General features: G+C 67.2%; 2 protein-coding genes and 1 pseudogene. 1 reads left to right on the top strand and 2 read right to left on the bottom strand.

From position 1 onward, the window contains the following. Window positions 1-168, top strand: a pseudogene (locus AC1D0P_RS23630) (glutathione S-transferase); the annotation flags it as partial. Window positions 169-568: 400 nt separating this feature from the next. Here AC1D0P_RS23630 and recJ read toward each other — a convergent pair. Together recJ and AC1D0P_RS23620 are read right to left on the bottom strand one after the other, a co-directional pair. After that, on the bottom strand, window positions 569-2302 hold the full coding sequence (gene recJ, locus AC1D0P_RS23625) for a single-stranded-DNA-specific exonuclease RecJ (RefSeq protein WP_477678968.1): 1734 nt from the start codon (window positions 2300-2302) through the stop codon (window positions 569-571). 51 nt (window positions 2303-2353) lie between these two features. After that, window positions 2354-3252 (bottom strand): hypothetical protein (locus AC1D0P_RS23620; RefSeq protein WP_477678967.1); only part of this gene is annotated, 899 nt, incomplete at its 5' end.

Below are 3252 nucleotides of genomic sequence, written 5' to 3'. Positions count from 1 at the left end.
GACTTCAGCGGCGCCGACATCCAGATGAGCTTCCCGCTGGAAGCCGCCGCCGCGCGCGGCGGGCTCAATGAAAGCCGGCCGCGCCTGATGGATTTCCTCGCGCGCATCCACGCCCGGCCTGCCTACCAGCGCGCGATTGAGCGCGGCGGCGAGTTCGGCCTGCAATAAGTCAAGGCTTCGCGGTTTCCCGGCTGCGCACAAACTGCGCGCGGCTTGAAAAACTGGGGCAGCTTTATTGGAAATGCCCGAACTCCGGCTGTTCGGCATCCCTGTCCCCACCCCTTGTGGATGCGCCGAGGAGCGGAGGTTCAGGCGGATCAGGGATCGCGTTGTCTGAGCGAAGCGAGTTTAGCGAGACCCCGTCTGGACCGAGCACCGCAGGTTGCCCGTAGCGAAGCGAAGGGACGCAGCAACCAGGGTCGCCTTTTCTTTGCTTACTTTCTTTTGGCGAAGCAAAAGAAAGTGAGTCGCATGCCGGGCGATCCCGGCCAGCAGGACCCTGCAACAAGCGCACGGCAAGAACAAGCAAGGCTTCGACAAGCTCAGCCCGAACGGTGGGGGCGCAGCCTCAGCCCGCCGGAATCTCCGCGCCCTCCACCAGGAAACGCACCCGCTTCACCCCCTGCCATTCATCGGCATCGAGCCGGAAAGCCAGCTTGACCCGCGCCGGCAGCGCCTCGGTATGGCCGAACCAGATGCCGTCCACCGGCTGGCCCTGGTGCTTGAGCTTGAGCGCCAGGTGTTTTTCGCCGACCAGGCGCTGCGACACCACTTCCACGATTTCGCTGAAGGTCGGCGCGGCAAAACCCTGGCCCCAGACTTCCTTGTGCAATGTGTCGACCAGGTCGGCGCGCCGGTATTCGGGCGCCAGCGGGCCGTCGGTGTCCATGCGCCGCGTCAGCGTGGCCGCGTCCAGCCATTCGTGCGCCACCTGCTGCAGCGCCTGCTCGAAGAGTTCAAAGTTTTCCTCGGCGATGGTGCAGCCCGCCGCCATCGCATGGCCGCCGAAGCGCAGCATCACGCCCGGGTGGCGCTTGGTCATCAGGTCCAGCGCATCGCGCAGATGGAAACCCGGGATCGACCGGCCCGAGCCCTTGAGCTCATGCTCCTTGCCCGGCGCCTGGCTCGCGGCAAACACAAAGGTCGGCCGGTGCAGCTTGTCCTTGATGCGCGAGGCGACGATGCCGACCACGCCCTCGTGGAACTCCGGGTCGAAAATCGCGATCGCCGGCGGCGGCTCCTCGTCCTCGTCAATCATCGCGTCAGCCGCCAGCTGCGCCTGCTCGCGCATGCCGGCCTCGATGTCGCGGCGCTCGCGGTTGATGCCGTCCAGCGTTTTCGCGAGTTCTTCGCCGCGCGCCGCGTCGTCGGTCAGCAGGCATTCAATGCCCAAGGTCATATCGCTGAGCCGGCCCGCCGCATTGATGCGCGGGCCCAGCGCGAAGGCGAAGTCAAAGGTGGTGGCCACTGCCGCCTGGCGGCCCGCCGCGCTGAACAAACCTGCCAGGCCGGCCGGCAAGTGGCCCGCGCGTATGCGCTTCAAGCCTTGCGCCACCAGGCGGCGGTTGTTGGCGTCCAGCTTGACCACGTCGGCCACGGTACCCAGTGCGACCAGCGGCAGCAAGGCATCAAGCTTGGGCTGGTTGGACGCATCAAAAGCTCCCCGCGCGCGCAGCTCCGCCCGCAGCGCCAGCAGCACATAAAACATCACACCGACGCCGGCGATTGATTTGCTTTCGAAGCCGCAATCCGGATGGTTGGGGTTCACGATCACGTCGGCCTCGGGCAGCACCACCAGCCCGTCCTTCAGCGCCGGCAGATGGTGGTCGGTCACCAGCACCCGCATGCCGAGTTCGCGCGCGCGCGCCACGCCGTCCATGCTCGCGATGCCGTTGTCCACCGTCACCAGCAGGTCGGCGCCGCCGGCCTTCACGCGCTCGGCGATCGGCGCCGTCAGGCCGTAGCCGTCGGTCACGCGGTCCGGCACCAGGTAGCCCACATGCGGCGCGCCCAGCAGCTTCAGGCCGCGCAACGCCACGGCGCAGGCCGTCGCGCCGTCGCAGTCGTAATCGGCCACCACGCAAATCTTCTGGCCCGCGGCCATCACGTCGGCCAGCAGCTTTGCCGCTTCCTGTGTGCCGCGCAGCGACGAAGGCGCCAGCAGCCGGCCCAGGCCGTCGTCGAGTTCGTCAATCGAATGCACGCCCCGCGCTGCATACAGCTGCGCCAGCAGCGGGTGGATGCCGGCCTGCTGCAGCGCCCAGACGCTGCGCGGCGGGACTTCGCGTACCTGGATTTTCATGAGGGGATCAAAACTCTCAATATATATGAGGGGGTGTCGTTCGCTGGGCGTTTACAGCCGTTCCAGCACGGTCAACAAAGGGGTAGGGGACAGGGCGCCGGCGATTTTGGCAAAGAAACCCTGGTTAGCCGTTTCAAACGTCGTGGCCCCGCGCTCACCGCACAGCGTCAGCCGCACGGCCTCGCCCGCGCGCTGGCGTGCCAGCAGGGCGGCGATTTCGTTCGCATCGAGTGCCGCCCAGGCCTGGGCATAAGCCGCCCAGTCGTCGGCGAACACGGCTTGTGCCAGGCTGCGTGGCGCGGTAACTTGCCGCGAATGGATTGACGGCTGCTGGCCCTCACCCCCGCCCTCTCCCAGGGGGAGAGGGAGAAAATCCAACGCGCCCGTGCCGCTGAGCCAGAAGGAATTGACCGGTAGCTGGCGCCGCGCCGCGCGCTCGTCGTTCAGTGCATGCGTGTACAGCAGCATCTGCATCTCGTTTTGCAGCAGCTTCATCTTGCGGGCGGTGCTGTTGGCATCGTTCTTGTCCTGCTTGGGCAGCCAGGGGTCCACATTGCGGCCCAGCACCCGGTCCAGCGAGGCGGTCGGCAGGCTGCGGAACAGCTCGCCTTCAGCCAGCCAGCGCGACGGCCCCAACGCGGGAATGTAATGCAGGGTGATGCCGTCGTCGACGAAATAAGGTTGCATGGCCGCCAGCAGGGCGCGCGATTCATCCTCTTGCAGGCCCAGCGCGGCCGGGTCCGTCAGCGTCGCATGCTCGCGGCCCATGGCCCAGTGGCAGGGCGTGATCCAGGCCCAGGCTTTGCCGGTAGAGGCCGGCAGGTGCAGCGCCGCATCGCGCGCCGCCCAGGGAATCAGCCCGTCCGCCGTGCCCGAATCCGCCAGGCCCAGCGCCAGGGCCAAGGCCCGTTCATGCGGCGGCGACAGCGTGTGGGCATCCGCTTCATCAG

The sequence above is a fragment of the Polaromonas sp. P1_G2 genome (assembly GCF_056405515.1).
The sequence above is the reverse complement of the archived record's forward strand: the minus strand, read 5'-3'. Positions and strand labels throughout refer to the sequence as shown.